Source organism: Promicromonospora alba (genome assembly GCF_042654905.1).
GTDB lineage: Bacteria > Actinomycetota > Actinomycetes > Actinomycetales > Cellulomonadaceae > Promicromonospora > Promicromonospora alba.
Genome location: NZ_JBHSFI010000005.1, coordinates 975,483 through 999,369, shown reverse-complemented (window position 1 = coordinate 999,369; position 23,887 = coordinate 975,483). Strand labels below are relative to the sequence as shown.

Genomic DNA, 23,887 nt, shown 5'->3' with positions numbered 1-23,887 from the left:
CGCTTCGGGCTCAGGCAGCTACACCCTCGACGACGACCTTGCCGTCCTCGAAACGGAAGTCCGTCACCTCGGCGAACGAGCCGCGCATCAGGGCGCGCACGTCGAGGGAGATGGTGCCGTCCTTGCGGAGCTGCACGGCGTTCTCCGGCAGCCCGTTCTTGCGGGCCATCTTCGCGATGGTCCCGGAAGCGAGCGGGAGCAGCTTCGTGGCGGGCAGGCCGGCGGCGTCGGCGTCGACCTGGAGCACCGCGATGTTCTGGTCGAACGACGTGATCCGGGCGGAGCCGTGCACGACCGGGACGGCCTTGGCCGCGATCTTGACGGGCAGCGGTGCATAGGTCAGGCGACGCAGGTCACCTGTCAGCGAGATGACCCCTTCGTCGCAGGTCAGGTCACTGACGAACGACGGAAGCGTCTTGCGCGGGCGGACAAGGGCGATGGCCTCTTCGGGGCTCAGTACTACGACGTGTGTCACGTCGCAGAACTTAGCCGATCAGAACCGACATTCTGGCCGCGGTCCGGAGGCAAACCGACCCGCTGGGCTTTTTTCACCCTGCCCGCTTCGCGAATTCACCCGGCGAAGGCGGCGAATCCCGGCTTCAGTCGACGATCTCGCAGATGGGAGCACCCGCCGACACACCTGCGCCGGGCTCGGCGGTCAGCGATCGCACGGTCCCCGCGCGGTGCGCCAGGATCGGCTGCTCCATCTTCATGGCCTCCAGCACGACGACGAGGTCGCCCTCGGCCACCGTCGCTCCGTCCTCGACGGCCACCTTGACGATGGTGCCCTGCATGGGCGAGGCCAGCGTGTTCCCGGCGCTTCCCGACGTCTTGGCTCCGGCGACTCGCCGGGCAGGACGACGGGCGGCGTTCGCGGTCCGCGCGCGACCGGCGGCGACACCCAGACCGGCGGGCAGCACGACCTCGAGCCGACGTCCGCCCACCTCGACGACGACGCGCTCGGCGGTCACCTCCTCCGCCTCCTCGACGGGTGCGGGAGGGGCCGGCGCCAGGGTCTTGAGGGTGTCGGCGAACTCCGTCTCGATCCAGCGGGTGTGTACCCGGAACGGCGAGCCGTCGGCGGGCACGAACGCGTCGGCCTCGAGCACCGCCTTGTGGAACGGGACCACCGTGGGGATGCCCTCGACGACGAGCTCGCGCAGGGCGCGGCGGGCCCGCTCGACAGCCTCGGTTCGCGTGGCTCCCGTGACGATGAGCTTGGCGATCATGGAGTCGAACGCGCCCGAGACCGAGTCGCCGGCGACGACGCCCGTGTCGACGCGTACGCCCGGTCCGGTCGGCCAGGCGATCGTGTTCAGGCGGCCCGGCGCCGGCAGGAAGCCCTTCGCAGGGTCCTCACCGTTGATGCGGAACTCGATGGAGTGCCCGCGCACCACAGGGGAGTGGTAGCCGAGCGCCTCGCCGGCCGCGATGCGCAGCTGCTCGCGCACCAGGTCGATGCCCGTGACCTCCTCGGTCACGGGGTGCTCGACCTGGAGGCGCGTGTTCACCTCGAGGAAGGAGATGGTGCCGTCGACCCCGACGAGGAACTCGCAGGTGCCCGCGCCGACGTAGCCGGCCTCGCGCAGGATCGCCTCCGACGCCGCGTACAGCGACTTCTCCTGCTCCGGCGTGAGGAACGGAGCGGGGGCCTCTTCGACGAGCTTCTGGTGGCGGCGCTGCAGGGAGCAGTCCCGGGTCGACACCACGACGACGTTGCCGTGGGTGTCGGCGAGGCACTGGGTCTCGACGTGGCGCGGCTTGTCCAGGTAGCGCTCCACGAAGCACTCGCCCCGGCCGAAGGCCGCGACCGCCTCGCGGACCGCCGAGTCGAACATCTCGTCGATCTCGTCGAACGTGCGCGCGACCTTCAGGCCGCGGCCGCCGCCGCCGAACGCCGCCTTGATGGCGATGGGTAGCCCGAACTGCTCGGCGAAGGCCTTGACCTCGCTGCTGTCCTTGACCGGGTCCGGCGTGCCGGGGACCAGGGGGGCGCCCGCGCGCTGCGCGATGTGGCGAGCGCTCACCTTGTCGCCGAGCGACCTGATGGCCGACGGCGGCGGTCCGATCCAGGTCAGCCCCGCATCGATGACCGCCTGAGCGAACTCGGCGTTCTCCGAGAGGAAGCCGTAGCCCGGGTGCACGGCGTCGGCGCCGGACCGGCGGGCGACGTCGAGCAGCTTGGCCGGGTCCAGGTACGTGTCCGCGGCACGGGCACCGCCCAGCGCGAAGGCCTCGTCGGCGAGGCGGACGTGCAGGGACTCGCGGTCCTGGTCGGCGTAGACGGCGACGGATGTCAGCCCCGCGTCGGCGCATCCACGGGCCACGCGGACGGCGATCTCACCGCGGTTGGCGATGAGCACCTTCGAGATGGTTCGGGGCAGGCTGGTACTGGGCACGGCTCACCGTAACCCGGTGATAAGCGACCGAAGTACCGCCTCCGGCCACGCGGCGAAAAGTCTGGAGAGCAGACCAACCCCGACGCGGGCCGTTTGGAGGGTTCAGACATGGCGTTCGGCCAGATCCGTCGGATTGGCTGGGCGGGGTTGTGGACACCCCCCAGATCCCCGCGAGCTGCCCAATGTAGGGGTAGTCGTCGAACGTAGGGGTGGTCGCCGCATGGGCCACTTTGGGACGACGACGCCTACGTTCGGCGGACTGGAGCGACTGGGCCTACGTTCGGGCCGGGGAGACTGCGCTGAGGTTGGAAGTCCTCCAGGCGTCTGGGGGCGGCCGACGGCGGTATCGGTCGGCGAGTTCGACCACAGCGGCGGTGCCGACGCTGTTGCGAGTGGACTTTGTCTGGACCTTGCCCGACGGCCGGTACGTGGTGGTCGAGAGCGACGGGCGTGCGTTCCACGCGGGGGACGCGATGCTCGCCGACGACGCGGCACGCCAGAACGGGCTGCTAGCCACCGGCAGGCTGATCGTCTTCCGGTTCCCGGCGGCCAGGGCCCTGGGTGACGCCGGACGCAGCGTCGGCAACGAGATGGCAGAACGCCTGACCCGCCTCGGCTGGCGCCCGGCCACCCCACCGGTAGCCGGACGGGTGCACCTAGACCACCCCACCGCCGTCACGCCGGCGTCGAACGTAGGAGTGGTCGCTGGGTGAGCTCCTATGCGGCGACGACTCCTACGCTCGAAAGATCCAATGCGACCAGGCCTACGTTCACGATGTGCGGAGGGAGCGCCACGGGACGCCCAGCTCGGCCAGCAGCTCGCGGAGCAGCGGCAGGCTGAGGCCGACGACGCCGTGGTGGTCGCCCTCGATGCGCTCGACGTACGGGCCGCCGAGGCCGTCGATGGTGAACGCCCCCGCCACGTGCAGCGGCTCGCCCGTGACGACGTAGGCGTCGATCTCGTCGTCGTCGATGTCGGCGAACCAGACAGTGGTCGAGCTCGTGGAGCCGAGGGTGCCGCCGGTGCCCCCGGCGTCGTCGTCGCGCAGGTCGACCACCCAGTGGCCCGAGTGCAGCACGCCCTTGCCGCCGCGCATCGACCGCCAGCGCTCGCGCGCGGCCTCGGCGTCGGCGGGCTTGCCCACGACGACGCCGTCGAACTCCAGCATGGAGTCGCAGCCGACGACGATGACGTCGGCGGGGTTCTCGGCGGGCTCGGACGGCGTTCCGTCGGTGTCGTCGCCGTCCGACGCGCCGGACTCGGCGTTGTCGCGGGCGTCCTCCAGCCGGGACGCCACCTCCTCGGCCTTGGCCTGGGCCAGCACGAGCACGGCGTCGGCGGGATCGAGCTCACCGAAACGTTCGGTGGCGTCGGCGAGGACCTTGTCCTCGTCCACGCCGGACACGACGACTTCCGGGGTGACTCCGGCGGACTTCAGCGTCGCGAGTCGGGCGGGGGACTGTGAGGCGAGGACCAGGCGAGGCACGCGCGCCACAGTAACGAGAAACTGGCCGCGCGAAACGGCAATTTCCAAAACCTCCCGGCGTGACCCACGTCACCCTCTTGTCGCGCGCGCGACCGTCGCGCCTGGAACGGGCGCACAGCCGCGACGGTCGCGCTCACGACGAGCAGGTCAGGCCATGGCCTCGCGCAGGGTGTCCAGGCCCACCGAGCCCAGGTTGAGCGCCCGCGCGTGGAATGCCTTGGCGTCGAAGCTCTCGCCCGCGGCGGCCTTGGCGGCGTCGCGCGTCTGCTCCCAGAGCCGCTGGCCCACCTTGTACGACGGCGCCTGCCCCGGCCAGCCGAGGTACCGGTTGAACTCGAAGCGGATGAACGACTCGGGCATGTTCACGTTGGCCAGGAGGAACGGCCAGCCCTTCTCGGCGGTCCAGGTGCCGCCGCCCCACTGCTCCGGCGCCTCGAGGCCCAGGTGCACACCGATGTCGAACACGACCCGGGCGGCACGCATCCGCTGGGCGTCGAGCATGCCGAGACGGTCGCCGGGGTCGTCCATGTAGCCCAGGTCGGCCATGAGCCGCTCCGCGTAGAGCGCCCAGCCCTCACCGTGGCCGGATACCCAGCAGGCGAGCCGGCGCCAGTTGTTGAGCGTCGCGCGCGCGAACACCGCCTGGCCGCACTGCAGGTGGTGGCCCGGGACACCCTCGTGGTAGACCGTCGTCTTCTCGCGCCAGGTGTTGAACTCCGTGACGTCGGACGGCACGGACCACCACATGCGGCCGGGCCGGGACCAGTCGTCGCTCGGCGGGGTGTAGTAGATGCCGCCCGACTGGGTGGGCGCGATCATGCACTCCAGGTCCAGCACGGGCTCCGGCACGTCGAAGTGGGTGCCGTTCAGCGCGGTGATCGCGTCGTCGGAGGTCTCCTGCATCCAGGCCTTCAGGGCCGCCGTGCCGATGAGCTTGCGCGACGGGTCGGCGTCGAGCACCGCGACGGCCTCCTCGACAGTCGCGCCCCGGCCGGCGATCTGGGCCGCCACCGACTCCTGCTCGGCGACGATCCGGGCGAGCTCCTCCAGGCCCCACTGATAGGTCTCGTCGAGGTCGACCTTCGCGCCCAGGAAGTACCGCGACCAGAGGGTGTACCGGTCCCGGCCCACGGCGTCCGCCTCCGGCGCCTGCGGTGCGAGGTCGTGCTCCAGGAAGTCGGCGAGCCTGCCGTACGCGGCCTGTGCGCCCTGCGCCGCACGTACCAGGTCACCCGACAGCGCGTGCCGCTCGCCGAGCGTGGCGCTCGCGGCCTCACCCGTCACGAACGACGTGAAGAACGAGTCGCCGGCGGCCAGCCCTCGCGCCTGCGTGACGCACTCACGCACCTGGCGGACGGCGGCGACGTCACCCTTGGCGGCGGCGGCGGTGAGCGACTCGATGTACCCGTCGACGGCGCCCGGGAGGCCGCTCATCCGGGAGGCGATGTTCTCCCATGCCTCCACCGAGTCGGTGGCCATGATGTCGAAGACCTCGCGCAGTCCCTGTACGGGCGACTCGATGTTGTTGAGCTTGCGGAGGTACTCACCGGCGTCGTGCAGCTCCAGGTCGAGTCCCACGCGCTCGCGCATCGCGGAGAGGGTCACCCGGTCGACGTCGTCCACGGGCTCGAGTCCTTCGAGCTTCGCGAGGACCTCGCGGTTCGCCTGGGCGGCGGCGTCGTGCCCGGCCGGTGACAGGTCGTCCATCTCGTGGTCGTGGCCGGGCAGGCCCATGCCGGTGGCGGACATCGGGGAGAGCTCGGTGCGGCGGGTGACGTAGTCGTCGGCGACGGCGTCGATCGCTGTAGGGGTACGTGTGGGGGAGGTCATGGGGGCGAGCCTACGGCGGCCCCCTGGTTCCCGAGCAGAGGTTATTCTCCGCTCGGTCAGGCCCCCTCTAGGAGCGCAGGCTCCAGCGCCAGGCGTCCGCGTTGTGCCGTCCCGACCGTCCGCCGAAGTTCTTGGCGGTCGCCGCGCCGTTCCCGCGCAGCACCCGGGCATGGTTGATCCACTCGTCCAGCGGCGCCGCGTCGTCGGGCTCGGGGCCCGCCGCGGCCACGGCGGCGAGGCCCGCGACCAGGGCGGCCACCTCGACGTCGTCGGGCTCGCCGCGGACAACACGTACCTCGGAGCTCACTCGTCGTCCTCCTCGTAGAAACCGAAACCGGGGGCCTCGCCGCGCGAGGCGGCCCACTCGGCGATGTCGTAGCCGCCCTCGGTGAGGTGCGTCGCGACGGACTCGCCGGCCGCGTCGAGCAGGTCGATCACGCCGTCCAGGCTGGCGTCACCGCCGCGCGCCGCGACGACGAAGCCGAGGTAGAACGACTCGCCGCCCTCGGGCAGCTCGGACTCGATGATCTCGTCGGGGTCGGCGCCGTCCTCCGGCTCCCACACCGACGACGTGAGGTCCGGGTGCATGCCGAGCGAGCTGTGCAGCGTGTCGAAGAGGGCGGCATTCAGGTGCCCCACCTTCGACTCGAGGGCCAGCACCCGCGGGTCCTCGTCCGCCTCCGCGGCGCCGAACTCGGCGCGCACGCCCACAGCCGTCCCCACGTAGTCGTGCAGCGCAGCCGCCAGCGCATCGACGGCACGGTGCATCGGCTCCGTGTCGACGCGGCCCATCGGCGCCGGGCCGTGGGTGGCGTCCTCGTGGGTCATGTAGTTCCTCCGGGTCTCGACAAGCTCGACCAGCGCATCGGTCAGAGCGGGATGTTGCCGTGCTTCTTCGGAGGAAGCGTAGATCGCTTGGTGCGCAGCGCGCGAAGCGCACGCACCACCTGCACGCGGGTCTCGGACGGGCGGATGACCGCGTCGACGTACCCGCGCTCGGCGGCGTCCCACGGGTTGACGATGGCGTCCTCGTACTCGGCGGTCAGCCGGGCGCGCTCGGCCTCGACGTCGCCGCCCGCCTCCTGGACGGTCTTCAGCGCGCCGCGCTGCAGGATGTTCACGGCGCCGCTCGCGCCCATGACGGCGATCTGGGCGGTCGGCCAGGCCAGGTTCACGTCGGCGCCGAGCTGCTTGGAGCCCATGACGATGTAGGCGCCGCCGTACGCCTTGCGCGTGATGACGGTGATCAGCGGCACGGTGGCCTCGGCGTACGCGTAGATCAGCTTGGCGCCGCGGCGGATGATGCCCTGGTGCTCCTGCCCGACACCGGGGAGGAAGCCCGGCACGTCCACGAACGTCAGCACCGGGATGTTGAACGCGTCGCACGTCCGCACGAACCGCGCGGCCTTCTCCGCGGCGTCGATGTCGAGCGTGCCCGCCATGGACTGCGGCTGGTTGGCGACGATGCCTACCGACTGGCCCTCCACGTGCCCGAACCCGACCAGCACGTTGGTCGCGAACATCGGCTGGACCTCGAGGAACGACTCCGGGTCCAGCACCGCCTCGATGGCCGTGCGCATGTCGTACGGCTGGTTGTCGCTGTCCGGGATCAGCTCGTCGAGCGCCTCGTCGTCGTCGGTGACCTCCAGCGGAGCGTCGTCCTCCGGCGGGAACGCCGGCGCGTCGGAGAGGTTGTTCTGCGGCAGGTAGCCGATCAGGTGACGCACGTAGTCGATGGCGTCGTCCTCGTCGCTGCCCATGTAGTGCGCCACGCCCGACTTCGAGTTGTGCGTCCGGGCACCGCCCAGGGTCTCGAAGTCGACGTCCTCGCCCGTCACCGTGCGGATCACGTCCGGGCCGGTGATGAACATGTTCGACGTCTGGTCGGCCATCACGATGAAGTCGGTCAGGGCGGGGGAGTACACCGCGCCGCCCGCGCTCGGGCCCAGGATCAGGGAGATCTGCGGGATCACGCCCGACGCCGCCACGTTGCGCCGGAACATCTCGGCGAACTGGGTCAGGGCCGCGACACCCTCCTGGATGCGGGCGCCACCGCCGTCGCTGATGCCGATGAGCGGCACACCCGTGCGGAGCGCGAGGTCCTGGACCTTCGTGATCTTCTGGCCGTGCACCTCACCGAGGCTCCCGCCGAACACCGTGAAGTCCTGGGAGTAGATGCACACCTGGCGGCCGTCGATCGTGCCGTAGCCGGTGACCACACCGTCGCCCGCTATCCGCTTCTTCTCCAGACCGAAGTTGCGGCTGCGGTGCTTGGCGAGCGCGTCCAGCTCGGTGAAGCTGCCCTCGTCCAGCAGGGCGTCGATGCGCTCGCGGGCGGTCTTCTTGCCCCGCTTGTGCTGCTTCTCCTGGGCCGTCTGCTCGGGGACATCGATGGCGGCTGCCCGGCGGGCGTCGAGGTCGTCGAGCTTGGCGCGCGTGCCGGCAAGGGTGGTGATGGCGTCGTTCACAGTTCGAGCGTAGTTGTCGGATGCCTCCCGCTCGATGCGTGAGCATCCAGCGGGTCACGCTGCTCCCTTGTGGGTTTCCTCCAAGGGCAGGTTCGGGGGCGAGGGGAGAGTATGGAGGGATGCGCCAGTCTTTGTTTCGCGACAAGTATCGCGACAAGCTGACAGTCCCGGGGTTCGCGAGGGTCGAGGTCGTCGAGACCTCCCCCTCCACCAACGCCGAGCTCGTCACGGCGATCCGGTCCGACCCGGCCGGTTGGCCGGCGCCGTCGGCCCTCGTCGCGGAGCACCAGACCGCGGGCAAGGGACGCGCCGGACGGTCCTGGGAGACGCCCGCGCGCGCCGGCCTCACCGTGTCGGTGCTGCTGCGCCCGCAGGTCCCCGCCGAGGCACTGGGCTGGCTCCCGCTGCTGGCTGGGCTCGCGGTGGTGCGCGCGGTGTCCGACGGAGGGGTCACCGCCGCCGTGAAGTGGCCCAACGACGTGCTGCTGCCCGCCGTCGACACGATCGCCGGGCTGGGGCTCTACCGCAAGGTCGCGGGCATCCTCGCCCAGGTGGTCCCCGAGGCGGAGAGCACGCCGGGGTCGGAGGCGCTGGCCGTGGTGCTCGGGATCGGCCTCAACGTCTCGCAGTCCGCCGAGGAGCTGCCCGTGCCGACTGCGACGTCGCTGGCGCTCGCGGGCTACCCGCGGCCCGACCGGACCGACGTGCTGGTGCGGCTGCTGGGCGAGGTGCACGCCGTCGTCCGGCGGTGGGAGCAGGCGGGCGGTGACGCCGCGGCGGCCGGTCTGCTGGACGAGTACACGGCGGTGTCCGCGACGCTCGGCACCCGCGTCCGCGCCGAGCTCGCCGGGGGAGCGGGCACGGTGGCGGGCGAGGCGGTCGGTCTGGACCGGTCCGGGGCGCTGGTGGTCCGCACGGAGTCGGGCGAGGAGCGCACGGTGACGGCAGGCGACGTCTGGCACCTGCGGTAACCCTGCGGGTGAACTGGCCGGTCAGACGGGGTGAAGTGGGCGGTAATCCCTGCCGCGTGCCGTGACACCTCCGGTAATGTCCGCCGGAGCGATGGCAGGCAAGAGCGGGCGTGCGACGGCAGGAGACGCCATGGAGGCAGGTCGAGCCACGGTCGGGGTGGCCAAGGCGATCGTCTGTGTGGTGGCCATCGTCGCGGTGTACCTGATCAGCACGGTCCGCCTGGACCGGGGGATCGTCCAGACCGACGGAACCCCGACGGCGGGTCTGGTCGCGGCCGGTATCGCCTGGCTCCTGGTCGTCTGGGTCCTGCTCTCCCGCGACGACGGCGTGCGCGGTGTGCGGCTGGGACTGTGGAACGTCGTCACCGTCGTCGGGATGCTGCTCGTGCTCATGGGTATCCCGCTCGTGCTGACGCTCGTGGGCTGACGCTCAGCGCCTGACGTCCCGCGGATCCATGCGGGTGCATGAGCCCCGCCCGCCTACAGTGGTGACGTGCTCCACAATTCCGAAACCTCTCACACCCACCACGACGCACCGGGTGCTGACACCGCGGCCCGGCTCGACGAGACGCTGCTCGGCGGCGCCCGCCGGTACACGCTGTCGCAGGTGGTGGAGCTGACGGGGCTCGACGAGCAGTTCGTCACCCGGTACTGGCGCTGGATCGGCCTGCCGGTCACCCACCCGACCGAGACGTGGTTCACCGACGCCGACGTCGAGGCGCTCAAGGACGCGGCGGGCCTGTTCGACGAGGAACAGATGGACGAGCGCGCCCAGATGACGTTCATCCGGTCAGTCGGCCACACGGCTGACCGGTTGGCGCTGTGGCAGGTCGAGGCGCTCGTGGAGCATCTCGCGCGGCGCTACGAGCTGGACGAGACCTCGGCCCGCCTGCTCGCCCTGGACAAGCTCCCGGAGATGACGGAGATGCTGCAGGGGCAGCTCGAGCACGCGTGGCGGCGTCAGCTCGCGGCGCTCACCGGGCGCATGGCCATCGAGTTCGCGGGCGCGCACTCGGACGACCGCAGCGACACCCACCAGCTGCCCCTGCTGCGGGCCGTCGGGTTCGCGGACATCGTCTCGTTCACGAAACGCACGGCCGGGCTCGGTTCGGAGGAGCTCGCGGAGTTCGTGCAGCGGTTCGAGGCCGGCGCACGCGACATCATCGTCAACGCGGGTGGCCGCGTGGTGAAGACCATCGGCGACGCGGTCCTCTTCGTGACCGACGACATCTCCACCGGCGCGGAGGTGGCCCTCGGGCTGGCGGAGACCTCCGGCGTAGCCCTGGGCACCGCGGCTCCCGGCGATCCGGAGATCCCGGTGCGGGTCGGGCTGGTGTGGGGGCGGGTGCTGTCCCGGTTCGGCGACATCTTCGGTCCGACGGTCAACCTCGCGTCCCGCCTCACCGAGCAGTCGGACCCCTCGACGGTCCTGGTCGACAAGGAGACCGCGGCGAAGCTCGCGACGAGCTCCCGCTACGCGCTCACGGCTCAGCCCGTCCGTGAGATCCCCGGCATCGGTCCGATGGCGCCGGTGCGCCTCCAGCGCGCCTACCAGGGCTGACCCCGGACCGCGAAGTAGAGCGCCTGTCCGGACGCACCCTCTACTTCGCGCGCGCTCGGGTGCCGAGGTAGAGCGCGCGTCCGGACAGTCGCTCTACTTCACGGATCGCTGGAGCGCCCTCATCGCGCCCGGGAGCAGCTTGAGCTGCTCCCAGCGCTCTGCGGCGAACGTGCGCCGGTCGCCCGACGACCAGCGGCGGTCGAACAGCCGCTTCGCGGCCGCGACGGCCTCGGGGCGCCGCTCGGCGATCTGGCCGGCCAGCGCGAAGGCCTCGTCCAGCGGCGAGCCGGTGACGGTTCCGGCCAGGCCGAGCCGGCCGGCGTCGGCCCCCGTGAACTCCTCGGCGGTGAAGGTGAGGCGCTTCGCCGTCTCGATGCCCACCAGCTGCGTCAGCGCGCGGATCCCTGACATGTCCGGGACGAGGCCGCGCTCGACCTCCTTGACGCACCACCGGGCGTCCGGGGTCGTGAGGCGCAGGTCGGCGGCGAGGGCGATCTGCACGCCGGCCCCGAGCACATGGCCGTGCACGGCGGCGATCACCGGTACGGGCAGGCGCCGCCACGCCCAGCAGGCCTCCTGGAACAGGTTGGTGCCGCGGGGCGTCGGCACGAAGGCGCGCGCCACCGCCGCCGGATTGCGGGCCGCGGCGCCGAGGTCGAGCCCAGCGCAGAACGAGCGGCCGTTGCCCGAGACGACGACGGCGCGCAGCCCCGGGGTCTTCCCGAGCCTGCGCGCGGTCGCCCTGAGCTCGCCGAGCATGTCGAGCGACAGCGCGTTGAGCTTGTCGGGCCTGTCGAGGCGGACGTCGGCGATCCCGTCCGAGATGCCGCAGGTGATGCGGCTCCCGGACGGGACCGTCGGCTGCGTGGTGCTGGCGCTCATGGGGCGCAGCCTACGCACCGCCCACGATCAGTGGTGCGGTCGTGCGGTCGGGGCCGGCGTCAGTTCTCCACCAGCTCCGGCTCCTCCGTGTCGACGCCCTCGTACGGCGGGACCTTCACGGTGCGTGCGCCGGGCGTGCCGCCGAGGATGACGGTCCGGTAGCTGACGTTGTTCGACGTCGTCCGCTCGTGCAGGTTGCCGTTCGGGTTCACGGTGATCTTGATCTGGTACGTCCCGTTGCGGACACCGGTCAGGTCGAACGCCTGGGTCTGGTGCTGGCTGTAGGTGTCGCCCCAGCCGACGGGCAGGACCTCGCGCAGCCACAGGGCCGACCGTTCGCCGCAGGCGCTGTCGAGGCCGGTCGCCTCGGGCCGCCAGACCGCACCCGGTACGGACAGGTCCACGGCGTTGGTGGGCACCAGGCACCACGACTGCTTGCCGCTGGTCGTCACCAGCTTGCCCTTCGGGGTCACGAGCTCGTAGCTCGCGAAGTCGAGGAAGTGCCAGTGGTCGTGCTCCGGCGCCTCGTGGTACTCCATGGTGCCGGTCTTCGTGCTACCGACCTCCTTACCGTCCCGGTAGAACATCTGGTAGGCGTCCATGACCTCGGCCGAGCCGCGGCGGTAGCCCTCGACGACCAGGGGGCCGGGTCCCGCGTTCCACTCGTGGGCGTTGAAGGTGAGCCGGTCGATACCCGCCTCGTCCACCTCGTTGCCGATCTGCCACGCCGGTACGGAGACGAGGTCGGGGAGGCTGTCCTTGGCAGGCTTCTTCGTGGACGGCGTGGTGCCGGCCTGGCCGAGCGACGGGTGGTCGCCGCCGTGTGCCTGGCTGCTGTCCAGGGTGAAGAGGTTCACGGGGTGGCCGGTGCCCGAGGACTCGGCGTGGCCCGAGTGGGCGCCACCCTGGGCGCGCAGGCTCTCGGCCCGGGTGGACTGCGCGTCCTGCCCCGCGAGGGTGCTGAATCCCTCGGCCGACTCGCCCAGGAGCTGGTCCGCGACACCCTCGCAGCCCCACAGCTCGCACTCGTCGACGATCTTCAGCTTCTGCGTCACCGAACGGCCCTTGGCGGGCAGGCCGAGGAGGTTCGCGACCTTGTCATTGACGGTGGTGGTCATCACCAGGTCCGTGCGCTTGGTCTCCACCTGGAAGAAGGCGTCGAGCCGGGCCGCCCAGCCCTCCTCGATCCCGAAGACCGTCGACTTCGTGAACCAGCTGCCGCCGCAGAGCGACGGGTAGACCGGCTCCGTGCGACCGGTCGGCTGGATCCGCTGGCGGTCCCACCCGCCGGGGCAGAGGCTGCGGGTCTCCTCGAGCAGCACCTTGCCCTTGGGCGTGGCTATCTTGACCGTGAGGCCGTTCTTGAGGCCGTTGAGCCCGTCGACGAGAGCGGCGGGCACCTTCGTGGTGGTGCGCTTGTTGCCGCGGATCACCGTCTTGGTGAGCACGGCGGGGGCCGACGCCGTCGCGCGCTTGGCCAGGAACTCATGGCTCTCGCCGTATGCGCCCAGCCAGACCTGCGAGTCGACATACACGAAGCCGTCGAACGTGTAGCCCTGGACGGTGTCGCCCGTCGGGACGATACGGAGGCCGCGTTGAGCGGACGACTGGGCAGTATCGGTGGAGTCGGTGGTGGTCGGCACTGCGGCGCCGACCGGAGGCGTGGCTGCGGAGGCGGACACGACGTTGGCCGCGGCTCCCTCTCCGAGCAGCCCGAGCGCGAGTGTCGCGGCGATGCCCATCGTGAGCAGGCGTGGCGATGGACGGGACAAGCTGCGAGCGGTCATTAATCCCCCAGGGGTGAGGTGAGGACAGAGGAACCTGTCGCACCTATGGACGCTCGGGCCTGCGGAAACGTTGCCCGGGCGGGTCGAGTTCACCCCCTCGGCGCACGTGTGGTGACACGAGTCGGCCGTCCTGCCCGCCCCACGTGAGGGGCGGACAGGACGGCCGGGACGGCTCAGGGGAAGCGGGCGGGGATCGCCTGCGCCAGGTAGGGCTGGAGGGAAAGGGCGAACGCGTCGGTGATGTGGCTGGTGTCGCGGAAGACGAGCACGTTCCCGACGACCTGCTCGCACTTGTCCGGCCCGCAGAAGAAGTCGGTGAGGTCGATCACCGAGGTGTGCGGTGCGAGCTCGGCGGCCTTGTCGACGAGCTCGCGGTTGACCATCACCTTGTCGCGGTCGATCGCGCACCGCTCGGGGCGGTCGTAGTTCCTCGCCACGCAGGCCGCGGCCTTCGGCCTGGCATCCGGCACCGCCTTCACCACGTAGACGTCGGCCCCGAGGGCGTACAGGTCGTTCCAGAGGTCGGCGAAGCCCTTGACGCCGGGCTCCATGCCCGTGCCCGTGTCACGGAACTGGCTCTTGCCCAGGTACGAGGTGACCACCGCGTCGGGCCGGACCTCCCGGAGCTGCTCCATTGTCTCCTCGTTGAGCAGCTTGCACGAGTCCGCCTTCAGGTCGCGCTGCTCGTAGGAGAAGGGGCACGAGTTGTGGTAGAAGCCGAGAAGACGCCAGCCACGCTCCTCGGCGAGGTTCACGAGCGGCGTGGAGAGCATCCTGGCGTGGGAGTCACCGATCAGCGCGACGACGGTGTCCGACGTCGGGTCACCGTACTCGCAGACCTTGCTCGATCCGGTGCTGAACTCCGGTTCTTCGCAGGGCGACCGGAGTGCGATCTCCGTGTCGTCCTCCGCGTTGATCGGGTTCGGCCGGATGGCGGTGGCTCCGTTGGTGAGCACGTCGAGCTCGCCGTCCGCTGCGGCGGCCGCGCCGTAGCTGCCGCCCATCTCGGTGGACACGTCGATGGTGTCGGCGAGCGCGTCCCACTCCCGCTCCACGCCCGCCGCGCGCATCGTGGGGACCAGCGTGAGGGCGCAGGCGAGTGCCATCGACGTGGCGGCGAGGCCCAGCGAGCGCGGGTCATGGTTCTTCAGCCACGCGGTGGACCGCAGCGGCTGCTCGACGAACGTGTAGCTGGCACTGGCCGCGACGAGCATCAGGCCGAGGAGCCCGAGGCTCTCGAGCTTGGTGGGCTCACCGTCCGCGTACTCGGTGAACCACACGATGGCCGGGAAGTGCCACAGGTAGAGGGAGTACGACACGTTCCCGAGCCACTGCACCGGAGCGCGGTCCACGATCCAGGACAGCGACCCGAGACCGGCGGTGCGGCCGGCCGCGATCACGGCCATCGTGCCGAGCACGGGAAGCAGCGCGGCGGTGCCAGGGAACGGCGTCTTGGCTGTCAGGGCCAGCGCACCCACGGCGATCGCGCCGAACCCGGCGAGAGCGAGCGCCGATCGCGCGAGCCGGAACCGCTCCGTGTAGCGGAGCGTGACGGCCAGCAGGCCGCCGGCGCCGAGCTCCCACAGCCGGGTGGTGGTGGCGAAGTAGGCGGCGGGGTCCTGGTTGTTGACGGAGATGAGGTTCCACGCGAAGGAGGCGGCGATGAGCACGCCGAACGCGACCAGCAGAGCAGCTGTCAGGGCGCGCGGGCCGCGGCGTGACCGGTGCGCCACGACTGCGGCGGCCAGCACGACCAGCGGCCACAAGATGTAGAACTGCTCTTCCACGGCCAGGGACCAGAAGTGCTGGAACGGCGTGGCGGAGGTGTCCGACGCGAGGTAGTCGACAGCGTTGCCCACCAGCGCCCAGTTCTGCACGTAGAGCACCGAGGCGATGCCCTGCCGGCTGATCTCCGCCCAGTCCGTGATGGGCATGAAGATGGGTGTGGTCAGCAGCACCACCGCCACGACCAGAAGGCTCGCGGGCAGGATCCGCCGCGCCCGGTTGGCCCAGAAGTGGCCGAGTCGCAGTCGTCCCGTCGCCCGGACCTCACGGAGCATGTGCCCCGTGATGAGGAATCCGGAGATGACGAAGAAGACGTCCACGCCGATGTATCCGCCCGGGATGACATCCGGTCGGAGGTGGTAGATCACGACCAGCGCGACAGCCAGGGCGCGGAGCGCCTGGACCTCCGGCAGAAAGCGCCTGGTCACGGTCCCGACGGAGTCCCGAGGCCCGGTGTCGCGCCTCTCTCTGGTCGGCTCCGGGGAGGCTCCGGCGGGTGGCGCGGCGGCGGAATGCGCGGCGGTCGTTGTAGTCATGACTCCAGGTCCGTCAGAGGCGGAACCGAGCGCCCTGCGCCCGCACCGTCCAGTGGTTTCCGTTCGGCACAGCAACCTAATCGGAAATTAGCCCAGTACAAACCCACAGCTCGGCGGGGCGTCGCTGTATGACACGATGCGGACGTGCTGAAAGTCGTTCTCTTCGATCTCGACGACACGCTCGTGGACCAGGAGGGCGCCTCGCGCACGGCGCTCCTGGACTGGCTCCCTGAGCTGGGGCTCGGCCTCGACGACGTGGAAGAGCTGGCAGCCGCGTGGCTCGCCATCGCGGAGGAGGCCTACGCGCGCTACCAGCGCCGCGAGATCACCTTCCAGGACCAGCGGCGCGTCCGGGTGCGCGAGTTCCTGGGCGCTGACGCCACCGACGCCGAGGCGGACGAGCTCTTCTCGGGCTACCTGTCCCGCTACGAGCGCGCCTGGGTCGCGTTCGACGACGCCGTGCCCGCCCTGCGCCGGGTGCGCGACGCTGGCCTCGTCGTCGCGCTGCTCACCAACGGCGACTCGACCCACCAGCGGCACAAGCTCGACCGGACGGGCTTGGCGGAGCACCTCGACGTCGTCGTCGCGTCGGACGACATGCCGGCGGGCAAGCCCGATCCCCGCGCGTACGCCGCGACGTGTGCCGTCCTCGGCGTCGCGCCGGGTGACGTGCTGATGGTCGGCAACGACGTCGAGAAGGACTTCCAGGGTCCGCTCGACGCCGGAATGGGCGCGGTGCTGCTGGACCGGCACGACCGGTACCCGGAGGTCACGGACCGCATCCGGACGCTGGACGAGATGCCGCTGGCCGGGTAGGCGGCAGACCCCTGTAACGGTGGCCGGGCGACCGGACATGACACTCTCGTCATAGCCACGCCACCGAGAGGTCCCCGGATGACGGCCCCCGAGCCCCTACCGCCACCCGACCCGCTCGCCGCATATGTGCAACGAAGAAGTGCTAAGCGCCTCCTGGAGACTCATCAGACCAGCACGGGCTCCGGGTCCCTCGGCTCCGGGTCCTCCTCGATCAGTGACGGCCCGTTGTTCTGCACCTTCCCGACGGCGTCACCCACCGGCCGCGTGGTCAGCGGCGCGTTGTCCACCGTCAACAGCTCGGACGCATCGCGTACCGCCGGGTCGAGCCACGTGTCCCAGGCGTCCTGCGGCAGCACGAGCGGCATGCGGTCGTGGATCGCCGCCATGGCGTCCGAGGCCGGCCGGGTCACGACGGTGGCCGACACCAGCCAGCGGTCCGGGTCGGTCTCGCTCGCCGCGGGGTTGCGCCAGAACTCGTACAGGCCGGCGAAGGCGGCCACGCCGGCGTCCGCGGGGTGGATCCAGTACGGCTGCTTCGGGACCTTCTTCGAACCGGGCGCCGTGAGCGACATCAGCTTGCGCCACTCGTAGTAGCCGTCGGCGAGCACCAGGCAGCGCCGAGCGGCGAACGGCTTGGCGAACGCCGGCTTGTCGAGCAGGGACTCGGACCGTGCGTTGATCATGCGGGCGCCCACGCCGGGATCCTTGGCCCACGACGGCACGAGCCCCCAGCGCGCCAGCCGCATCGACCGCGTCACCTCCGTCGAGCCCTTGGCGGCGCGCTCGACCACTATCCGCACTGGGTCGGTGGGCGCCACGTTCCAGGACGGCGGCAAGAGCCGCGCGTCCTCGGCGAGCTCGGCGATCGCGAGCTCGTCAGCGAGGTCCTGGGTGTCCGTGAAAGAGGCAAAGCGTCCGCACATAGGACCAGCATGCCCTGAGCCACTGACACTCGCGGGCCCGGTGATCGAGGCGCACGCGAGGCGGGAGATCGAGATCACTCTGTTCACGGTCGTATCGATTCGATAGAATCGGGATCATGCCATCCGAAGCGCCGTCGAGCGTGCCCTCAGTCATGCCCGCGCGCCGCGCTCCGTCGTCTCGATCGGCCCTCAAGTGGGTGATCATGCTCGGTGCGCTGGCGTGCCTGCCCGCCCTCACCGTCGACATGTACCTCCCCGCGCTGCCGCAGGTCGCCTCCGACCTCCGTACCACCGACGCGCTCGCCCAGCTCACCGTCTCCTGCATGCTCGTCGGTGGTGCGCTCGGCCAGCTGGTCATCGGCCCGCTGACCGACCGCTTCGGACGTCGTCTGCCGCTGATGATCGGTATCGGCATGCACGTCCTGGTCTCCCTGGCGTGCGCCGTCGTGGACGACGTCAACATGCTCATCGGGCTGCGCCTGATGCAGGGCTTCTTCAACTCGGCGGCGAGCGTCGCGGCCATGGCCACCGTGCGGGACCGCTTCGTGGGCGCCGAGGCCGCCCGCATCCTGTCGCGCCTCATGCTCGTGATCGGCGTGGCCCCGATGCTCGCGCCGTCCCTGGGCTCGATCGTCCTGGAGGCGTTCGAGTGGCGCTGGATCTTCGTGGTGCTCGCGCTGATCGGCGCCACGCTCGCGGTGATCGTGTTCTTCGTGATGCCGGAGACGAACCCGGTGGCCCGCCGCACCACCGGCGGCGCGTCGTCGGTGGTGCGCGGCTATCGCACGCTGCTCCGCGACAAGCACTTCATGGCACTGGCGCTCATCCCCGGGCTCGCGATGGGCGCGCTCCTGAGCTACGTGGTGGGCTCACCCTTCGTGTTCCAGCAGGGATACGGCCTGACGCACGGGCAGTTCTCGCTCCTGTTCGCGGTCAACGGGCTCGGCCTGGTGCTCTCCGCGCAGGTCAACGCGGCGCTGGTGCGGCGGGTCGCCCCTATTCGCCTGCTCCGCACGGCCCTGGTGGCGCAGCTCGTGATGTCCCTGGTCCTGCTCACGGTCGCGATCACGGAGTTCGGCGGCCTGATCGGCCTGCTGGTGGCCCTGTGGCTGGTGCTGGCGTTCCAGGGCCTCATCCCGGCCAACGCATCGGCCCTGGCCATGTCCCGGCACGGCGAGATCGCCGGTACGTCGGCGGCGATGATCGGCGCAATCCAGTCGCTGCTGGCCGGCATCGTGTCGCCGATCGTCGGCCTGCTCGGCAGCGACACCGTCGCCATGTCCTCGGTGATGCTCGGCGCGGGTCTTGCCGCGTTCGTCGTGCTGGCCACCGCCACCCCGGCATACCGCAAGGGCGGCTGGCACACACCGATCTGAGTGTTCATCCCGAGGTCGGGCGGGATTCACCAGGACGTCGGCTCCGCAGTCTTGGCTCGCCCGCATGAGTACACCCATGCGCACCCGCGCCTCGCGCGCGGTGGCCGCCGCCGCAGCCGCCTCGCTGCTGCTCCCCGCGGCCGCCGCCGTCGCAGCGCCCCAGCAGGGCCCCGGTCCGAGCTCTGAGCACCACGGCGGCACCTACCTCGCCGCCACCCTCGCCGGTCGCGCCACGCTGTCGGCCGACTACCTGGCCGAAGGCCCGCCGTCGGGCGCCGCTGCCTCGCCCGGCAACGGGCGGCAGGGCCCCTGGGACGGCCAGGTGATCCCCGGCTTCTCCGCGATGGTCGACAACCACGACGGCACCTTCTGGGCCCAGCCGGACAACGGCTTCGGGGCCAAGGGCAACTCCGCCGACTTCCTCCTGCGCAACTACCTGGTGCGCCCCCAGTGGAACACCGGCAGCAAGGGCTCCGGCGCGATCAAGGTGCTCGACTTCGTCGAGTACAACGACCGCAACGACGTCCTCGACTTCGACATCGTCAACGAGGACACCGACGCGCGGCTGCTGACGGGCGCCGACTTCGACATCGAGTCCCTCGTCCGCGCCGCGGACGGCACGTTCTGGGTGGGCGAGGAGTTCGGCCCGTTCCTGCTGCACTTCGACGAGGACGGCACGCTCCTGGAGGCCCCCTACGAGTTCCCGGACGGCAAGTCGCCCGGCAACCCGTACCTGGAGCCCGGCGAGCAGCCGAACGTCGGCAGCAGCCGCGGCTTCGAGGCGATGGCCTCGAGCGGCCGCTACCTCTACCCGGTGGTCGAGGGCGCCCTGGCCGACGACGCCGACGTCCGCCGCCGCTGGATCTACCAGTTCGACACCCGCCGCGGCGAGTACACCGGCAAGCGCTGGGCGTACCAGACCGACCAGCAGGTCAACGTGATCGGCGACGCGTTCGCGACTGGCCGCGACACCATGCTGCTCATCGAGCGCGACGACTTCGAGGGTGACCAGGCGGTCACCAAGCGCGTCTACGAGATCGACCTGGGTCGCAAGGACCGCGACGGCTTCGTCAAGAAGGAGCTCGTGGTCGACGCCCTGCGGATCGCGAACCCACGCGGCATCGACAAGGGCGAGGGCTACGGCCTCGGCGAGACCTTCAGCCTGCCCGTGCAGTCCTTCGAGACCGTCCTGTTCGTGGACCGCGACACGCTGCTGATCGGCAACGACAACAACTACCCGGGCAACGACGCGCGTGTCACCGGGACGCCGGACGACACCGAGATCGCGCTCGTGGACCTCAGGAAGAAGCGCGTGACGGACGACGGCGTCACCGTCGTCGGCCACCGCGGAGCCTCCGGCTACCGGCCCGAGCACACGCTCGCCGCGTACGAGACCGCCATCAACCAGTGCGCCGACTACATCGAGCCCGACGTCGTCTCCACCAAGGACGGCGTCCTCGTCGCGCGGCACGAGAACGAGATCAGCGGCACGACCGACGTCGCCGCCCACCCGGAGTTCGCGGACCGGCGCACCACCAAGACCATCGACGGCACCTCGATCACGGGCTGGTTCACCGAGGACTTCACGCTCGCCGAGCTGCGCACCCTGCGCGCCAAGGAGCGCCTGCCGCAGGTCCGGCCGCAGAACGTCGCGTTCGACGGGCTCTACCTGGTGCCGACCCTCGACGAGGTCCTCGACCTGGCGCGCAACAGCCGTACCTGCGACGGCGCGCCCGTCGGCGTCTACCCCGAGACCAAGCACCCGACGTACTTCGACTCGATCGGCCTGTCGCTGGAGGAGCCGCTCGTGCGCGAGCTGGGCCTGGGCGGCTTCGACCGCGCCGACGCCCCGGTGATCGTCCAGTCCTTCGAGGTCGGTAACCTGCAGGACCTCGACGACATGACCGACGTCCGCCTCGGCCAGCTCATCAGCAGCAGCGGCGCACCCTACGACTTCGTGGCCGACGGCGACCCGCGCACCTACGCGGACATGGTCACCAAGAGCGGGCTGCGCGAGATCGCGTCCTACGCCGACGGCATCGGCGCCGAGAAGAACGTACTGATCCCGCGTAAGGCGGACGGCACGCTCGGCGCCCCGAGCGCCGTGATCCGCGACGCGCACCGTGTCGGGCTCGAGGTGCACACCTGGACCTTCCGGCGCGAGAACCAGTTCATGTCCGCCGAGTTCCGGTCCTCGACCGACCCGAACGGGATCGGCGACCTCGTGGCCGAGATCCGCGTCTTCATGAAGGCGGGCCTGGACGGCTTCTTCACCGACAACCCGGACCTCGGCGTCGCCGCGGTGAGCTGAGCAGCCACGCCGGGTCTCGCTGAGCTGACCGGCCCCGCCACTTAACGGGCCCCGTGCCGGGGTACATGCCTATGCTCCGCATGTGCCCCGGCACCTCAGCAACCAGCGCAGTCACCGCGTCGCGCGAGTCGTGACGCTCTTCGTCGTCGGTGCGGTGACCCTCGTGGCCGCGGCCGGCGCGGCCGTGTACCTGGACCTGAAGGACGAGATCGGCGTCAGCGACGTCTCCGGCCTGGTCGACGTACCGGAGCCCGCGGATCCCGACGACCCGTTCACCGGGCGCAGCCTCAACATCCTCCTGCTCGGCACCGACCTGCGTGGTGGCGAGAACACGGAGATAGCCGGTGCCGGCGACGGCGGCATGCGGTCGGACACCACGATGCTCGTCCACATCTCCGGGGACCGGACGCGGATCGAGGTCGTATCCATCCCGCGTGACTCGCTCGTCGAGATCCCCTCCTGCGAGCTGCCCGACGGCAGCGAGTCCGGCGCCTCGTACGGCATGTTCAACAGCGCGTTCACCATCGGCGGCGGTGCCGAGGAAGACCTCACGTACGCCGCGGCCTGCGCGATCTCCGCGGTACAGAGCCTCACCGACGTTCCGGTCACCAACCACATGGTCGTGCAGATGGACGGCGTGGTCGACGTCGTCGACGCGCTCGGCGGCGTGCGCATGTGCCTGCCGGAGCCGCTCGTGCAGGACCCGGCGTACGGGCGCTTCGAGCTGCCCGCCGGAGAGCAGACCCTCGACGGGCGCCAGGCCATCGGCTTCCTGCGCGCCCGCCACGGTACGGGGCTCGGCCTGGAGCAGGGCAGCGACCTCACCCGGATCGCACGGCAGCAGGCGTTCGTCGACTCGCTGGTACGCCAGGTCCTGGACCAGAACGTCGTGACCAACTCGCCGCAGCTCTACCGCACCATCCGGGCGGTGCTCGGTGCGATCTCGGCCGACCCGAGCCTGGCGGATCCGGCGGCGCTGGCGGGCCTTGCCTTCAGCATCCGGGACATCGACCCGGCCAGCATCGTGTTCACCGAGCTGCCCGTCGTGGCTGCCCCGACGGATCCCAACCGGGTCGTCTGGACGGAGGACGCCGCGGCGATCTGGGCGCGCCTGGCTGCCGACGAACCGCCGCCGGGGCACGAGACGCCCGCGCCGGACGCGAGCGAGGAAGGCGGCTCAGGGGGTGGCTCGGAGGGTGGCTCAGGCAGTTCGGCGACGCCGTCGAACCGGCCGGACCCGTCTCCGTCGCCCTCGCTGCTCCCCGGCGTCTGCGCCGACTGACGCCTTGTCACGGGCTGGAACCTGCCTGGGAAGGGCGAGGGTTATTTACACGTTTGTTGCACCGAGGCCATAGTCTCTGGGGCGTGGCGAGTGACTTCTGGACGGCAGTCCGACCTGTCGGCGAGATTATCCAAGGGGTACCCCGGCACGCTCGATCGGGCGAACGCCAGCCCCGGCACGTGCGTAGCTGGCGCAAGATGTTCGTGGTGCGAGGCGTCACGATGAGCCTCGTGGGGGTGATGGCGTTCGGTTCCGCTGCGGCGGCGACGGCGTACCACAACGCGATCTCGCAGATCGAGGTCCAGGACCTGGACGGCCTGGTGGCCGAGCAGGTCAAGCCCAAGGACCCGTCGGACCCGTTCAAGGACGAGCCGGTCAACCTGCTGCTCATGGGTACCGACATCCGCGACGGGAGCAACGCCGACATCGGCGGCACCGTGAGCGGCATGCGGTCCGACACCACCATGCTGGTGCACATCTCGGCGGATCGGAAGTGGATAGAGATCGTGTCGTTGCCACGCGACACGTTCGTGGACATCCCGTCCTGCCAGCTGCCGGACGGCAGCCAGAGCCAGCCGTACCGGGACAAGTTCAACGCCTCGTTCGAGGTCGGCAGCGGCCATACGTCGCTCAAGCATGCCGCCGCCTGCACGATCAACACCGTCAACGCGATCACCGGCGTGACCGTCACCAACCACGCCGTCGTGAAGATGAACGGCGTGATCGACGTGGTCGACGCGCTCGGCGGCGTCAAGATGTGCCTGCCCGAGGCGCTGCACGGCGACCCGAGGTCGGCGCGGATCGATCTGCCCGCCGGCGAGAACCGGCTCGACGGCAAGACCGCCATCCAGTTCCTCCGGGTGCGCAAGGGCACCGGCATGGGGCTCGAGATGGGCAGCGACCTGACCCGCATCGAGCGGCAGCAGGCGTTCATCAACGCCACCCTGCGGCAGATCCTGTCCGCCGAGACGCTGGCCGACCCGACCAAGACCTTCCGCCTGATCAACGCGGCGCTCGGCTCGCTGAGCGCCGACCCGGACATCGCCGACCCCGGCAAGGTCGCGGGCCTCGCCTGGTCGCTCCGGGAGATCGACAAGCGCAACATCGTGATGACGAAGATCCCGGTCTACGACACCACCGAGGGGACCGCCAGCGGGATCGGCTGGGGGCCGGAGGCCGCCGAGATCTTCCAGCGCATGGCGGCGGACACCCCGCCCGAGAGCGTGGTGCTGCCCGAGGCGGAGCCGTCCGGCTCGCCGAGCGCGAGCGCCGGTGGGACCGAGGGAGGCACGGAGGGCGACGGCGGCGGCGACGCCGGAACCGGCGAGACCGACGAGGGCACCGAGACCGGTGGCGAGACCGGGACGGGCGGTGACGGCACCGAGACCGGCACGTCCGAGGGAACTACGAAGCCCGAGACACCGAAGCCCAGCCCGAGCCCCGAGGTCCTGCTGGACGGCGTCTGTGCCTGAC

The 23,887-nt window shown here is 70.7% G+C and carries 20 protein-coding genes; 9 read left to right on the top strand and 11 right to left on the bottom strand.

The window, feature by feature from the left end; translation table 11 throughout:
- Positions 1–10 precede the first annotated feature (10 nt).
- Both ACFO6V_RS19415 and ACFO6V_RS19410 read right to left on the bottom strand, forming a co-directional pair.
- Positions 11–475 (bottom strand): hypothetical protein, encoded by a 465-nt coding sequence (locus tag ACFO6V_RS19415; protein WP_377138094.1) that lies wholly within the window; start codon positions 473–475, stop codon positions 11–13.
- Positions 476–599: 124 nt separating this feature from the next.
- Positions 600–2,399, bottom strand: coding sequence for an acetyl/propionyl/methylcrotonyl-CoA carboxylase subunit alpha (locus ACFO6V_RS19410; protein ID WP_377138092.1), 1,800 nt, complete (start codon positions 2,397–2,399; stop codon positions 600–602).
- Between the two features lie 392 nt (positions 2,400–2,791).
- On the opposite strand from ACFO6V_RS19410, the gene ACFO6V_RS19405 reads away from it, so the two are divergent.
- Positions 2,792–3,112 (top strand): hypothetical protein, encoded by a 321-nt coding sequence (locus ACFO6V_RS19405; protein WP_377138090.1) that lies wholly within the window; start codon positions 2,792–2,794, stop codon positions 3,110–3,112.
- Between the two features lie 57 nt (positions 3,113–3,169).
- Here ACFO6V_RS19405 and ACFO6V_RS19400 read toward each other — a convergent pair whose 3' ends face one another.
- The 5 genes from ACFO6V_RS19400 to ACFO6V_RS19380 all read right to left on the bottom strand — a co-directional run bounded on the left by ACFO6V_RS19400 (position 3,170) and on the right by ACFO6V_RS19380 (position 8,184).
- Positions 3,170–3,886: a Maf family protein gene (locus tag ACFO6V_RS19400; protein WP_377138088.1), complete on the bottom strand. Its 717-nt coding sequence runs from the start codon at positions 3,884–3,886 to the stop codon at positions 3,170–3,172.
- A 147-nt stretch (positions 3,887–4,033) separates the two neighbouring features.
- The gene (locus tag ACFO6V_RS19395; RefSeq protein WP_377138086.1) at positions 4,034–5,716 is read right to left on the bottom strand and encodes a DUF885 domain-containing protein; all 1,683 of its coding nucleotides are present in this window, start codon (positions 5,714–5,716) and stop codon (positions 4,034–4,036) included.
- Positions 5,717–5,783: 67 nt separating this feature from the next.
- On the bottom strand, positions 5,784–6,023 hold the full coding sequence (locus ACFO6V_RS19390; RefSeq protein WP_377138085.1) for an acyl-CoA carboxylase epsilon subunit: 240 nt from the start codon (positions 6,021–6,023) through the stop codon (positions 5,784–5,786).
- Entirely contained in the window at positions 6,020–6,544 is a 525-nt protein-coding gene (locus ACFO6V_RS19385; protein WP_116674032.1) for a hypothetical protein, read from the bottom strand. Before ACFO6V_RS19385 ends, ACFO6V_RS19390 begins: the two co-directional genes overlap by 4 nt.
- Positions 6,545–6,585: 41 nt before the next feature.
- Entirely contained in the window at positions 6,586–8,184 is a 1,599-nt protein-coding gene (locus ACFO6V_RS19380) for an acyl-CoA carboxylase subunit beta (RefSeq protein WP_377138083.1), read from the bottom strand.
- A 119-nt stretch (positions 8,185–8,303) separates the two neighbouring features.
- Here ACFO6V_RS19380 and ACFO6V_RS19375 point away from each other — a divergent pair, with 119 nt between their 5' ends.
- From ACFO6V_RS19375 to ACFO6V_RS19365, 3 genes are all read left to right on the top strand, one after another.
- Positions 8,304–9,155, top strand: a complete 852-nt coding sequence (locus tag ACFO6V_RS19375) for a biotin--[acetyl-CoA-carboxylase] ligase (protein WP_377138081.1) — start codon at positions 8,304–8,306, stop codon at positions 9,153–9,155.
- 130 nt (positions 9,156–9,285) lie between these two features.
- Complete coding sequence (locus ACFO6V_RS19370) at positions 9,286–9,582, top strand: hypothetical protein (protein WP_377138079.1); 297 nt, start codon at positions 9,286–9,288, stop codon at positions 9,580–9,582.
- A 66-nt stretch (positions 9,583–9,648) separates the two neighbouring features.
- The gene (locus ACFO6V_RS19365; RefSeq protein ID WP_377138078.1) at positions 9,649–10,716 is read left to right on the top strand and encodes an adenylate/guanylate cyclase domain-containing protein; all 1,068 of its coding nucleotides are present in this window, start codon (positions 9,649–9,651) and stop codon (positions 10,714–10,716) included.
- Positions 10,717–10,809: 93 nt separating this feature from the next.
- Here the strand turns inward: ACFO6V_RS19365 and ACFO6V_RS19360 are convergent, their stop codons facing one another.
- The 3 genes from ACFO6V_RS19360 to ACFO6V_RS19350 all read right to left on the bottom strand — a co-directional run bounded on the left by ACFO6V_RS19360 (position 10,810) and on the right by ACFO6V_RS19350 (position 15,598).
- Entirely contained in the window at positions 10,810–11,598 is a 789-nt protein-coding gene (locus ACFO6V_RS19360) for a crotonase/enoyl-CoA hydratase family protein (RefSeq protein WP_377138076.1), read from the bottom strand.
- A 59-nt stretch (positions 11,599–11,657) separates the two neighbouring features.
- Positions 11,658–13,370 (bottom strand): lysyl oxidase family protein, encoded by a 1,713-nt coding sequence (locus tag ACFO6V_RS19355; RefSeq protein ID WP_377138074.1) that lies wholly within the window; start codon positions 13,368–13,370, stop codon positions 11,658–11,660.
- Positions 13,371–13,558: 188 nt separating this feature from the next.
- Positions 13,559–15,598 carry an acyltransferase family protein gene (locus ACFO6V_RS19350; protein ID WP_377138072.1) on the bottom strand — a complete coding sequence of 680 codons (2,040 nt, stop codon included), beginning with the start codon at positions 15,596–15,598 and terminating at the stop codon, positions 13,559–13,561.
- Between the two features lie 252 nt (positions 15,599–15,850).
- Here ACFO6V_RS19350 and ACFO6V_RS19345 point away from each other — a divergent pair, with 252 nt between their 5' ends.
- Positions 15,851–16,522, top strand: a complete 672-nt coding sequence (locus ACFO6V_RS19345; protein ID WP_377138070.1) for an HAD family hydrolase — start codon at positions 15,851–15,853, stop codon at positions 16,520–16,522.
- A gap of 164 nt (positions 16,523–16,686) precedes the next feature.
- On the opposite strand, the gene ACFO6V_RS19340 is transcribed toward ACFO6V_RS19345, so the two are convergent.
- Complete coding sequence (locus ACFO6V_RS19340; RefSeq protein WP_377138068.1) at positions 16,687–17,445, bottom strand: SOS response-associated peptidase; 759 nt, start codon at positions 17,443–17,445, stop codon at positions 16,687–16,689.
- Positions 17,446–17,561: 116 nt separating this feature from the next.
- On the opposite strand from ACFO6V_RS19340, the gene ACFO6V_RS19335 reads away from it, so the two are divergent.
- The 4 genes from ACFO6V_RS19335 to ACFO6V_RS19320 all read left to right on the top strand — a co-directional run bounded on the left by ACFO6V_RS19335 (position 17,562) and on the right by ACFO6V_RS19320 (position 23,886).
- Positions 17,562–18,821 (top strand): multidrug effflux MFS transporter, encoded by a 1,260-nt coding sequence (locus tag ACFO6V_RS19335; protein ID WP_377138066.1) that lies wholly within the window; start codon positions 17,562–17,564, stop codon positions 18,819–18,821.
- A 64-nt stretch (positions 18,822–18,885) separates the two neighbouring features.
- Positions 18,886–21,132, top strand: a complete 2,247-nt coding sequence (locus ACFO6V_RS19330; protein ID WP_377138064.1) for an esterase-like activity of phytase family protein — start codon at positions 18,886–18,888, stop codon at positions 21,130–21,132.
- An 82-nt stretch (positions 21,133–21,214) separates the two neighbouring features.
- The gene (locus ACFO6V_RS19325) at positions 21,215–22,414 is read left to right on the top strand and encodes an LCP family protein (RefSeq protein WP_377138063.1); all 1,200 of its coding nucleotides are present in this window, start codon (positions 21,215–21,217) and stop codon (positions 22,412–22,414) included.
- 179 nt (positions 22,415–22,593) lie between these two features.
- Positions 22,594–23,886, top strand: a complete 1,293-nt coding sequence (locus ACFO6V_RS19320) for an LCP family protein (protein WP_377138061.1) — start codon at positions 22,594–22,596, stop codon at positions 23,884–23,886.
- The last annotated feature ends 1 nt before the right edge of the window (position 23,887 follow it).

Excerpts from the sequence above, each read along its gene's own strand:
- ACFO6V_RS19335 (WP_377138066.1), top strand. The coding sequence starts at position 17,562 with ATGCCATCCGAAGCGCCGTCGAGCGTGCCCTCAGTCATGCCCGCGCGC.
- ACFO6V_RS19370 (WP_377138079.1), top strand. The coding sequence starts at position 9,286 with ATGGAGGCAGGTCGAGCCACGGTCGGGGTGGCCAAGGCGATCGTCTGT.
- ACFO6V_RS19340 (WP_377138068.1), bottom strand. The coding sequence starts at position 17,445 with ATGTGCGGACGCTTTGCCTCTTTCACGGACACCCAGGACCTCGCTGAC.
- ACFO6V_RS19330 (WP_377138064.1), top strand. The coding sequence starts at position 18,886 with ATGAGTACACCCATGCGCACCCGCGCCTCGCGCGCGGTGGCCGCCGCC.
- ACFO6V_RS19385 (WP_116674032.1), bottom strand. The coding sequence starts at position 6,544 with ATGACCCACGAGGACGCCACCCACGGCCCGGCGCCGATGGGCCGCGTC.
- ACFO6V_RS19375 (WP_377138081.1), top strand. The coding sequence starts at position 8,304 with ATGCGCCAGTCTTTGTTTCGCGACAAGTATCGCGACAAGCTGACAGTC.
- ACFO6V_RS19360 (WP_377138076.1), bottom strand. The coding sequence starts at position 11,598 with ATGAGCGCCAGCACCACGCAGCCGACGGTCCCGTCCGGGAGCCGCATC.
- ACFO6V_RS19395 (WP_377138086.1), bottom strand. The coding sequence starts at position 5,716 with ATGACCTCCCCCACACGTACCCCTACAGCGATCGACGCCGTCGCCGAC.